The sequence below is a fragment of the Clostridium algoriphilum genome (assembly GCF_020443705.1).
Taxonomy (GTDB): Bacteria; Bacillota; Clostridia; order Clostridiales; family Clostridiaceae; genus Clostridium_AD; species Clostridium_AD algoriphilum.
This window is the reverse complement of sequence record NZ_JAIZZK010000135.1, coordinates 1-532: the sequence shown is the minus strand read 5'-3', so window position 1 is coordinate 532 and position 532 is coordinate 1. Positions and strand designations below refer to the sequence as shown.

The window sequence follows — 532 nt, the reverse complement described above, 5'->3', positions numbered from 1 at the left end:
ACCAATTGCTTTTCTAATTACTTGAACCATCTCTTTAGGGGATTCTCTTTCTTTATTGTCTATCCATTTATATAATATATTCCAAAGACCACCTATGTTATAACGACTTATATATTCTTCTTCAATATCGTTATCGTAATTATGCCATTGAACTTCTGTGAATTCATTTATATTGGGAATAAATGAATTTATTTGTTCCATGATAAAGTAAAATAAATGATTTTGTTTAAGTAATTTTAATTCTTTAATATGGTTATCCCAAAATTCAAAATAATTAACGAGTATGCTATTAAAAGAGAAATCATTTTTTCCTTTTATAGACTTTATATAGTCTTCAAACAAATAATTAGTGTATTTAGATAGTAGATCTTCTTTAACTTTAAAATTTCGATAAAATGTTCTTCTTGATAACTGTGCTTGATCAGCTATTTCTTTAACTGTAATAATGGCGTATGGTTTTTCTTTCATTAAATCAAATAGGGCTTCAATTAACCATTTCTTAGTTTGTTCAGTAAATCGACTTGCTTTTTCT

General features: G+C 25.6%; 1 protein-coding gene. It reads right to left on the bottom strand.

What is annotated here, in order from left to right:
• Positions 1 to 532, bottom strand: a 532-nt coding sequence (locus LGK95_RS22275; RefSeq protein WP_226127121.1) for a TetR/AcrR family transcriptional regulator, incomplete at both ends; no start/stop codon positions are given.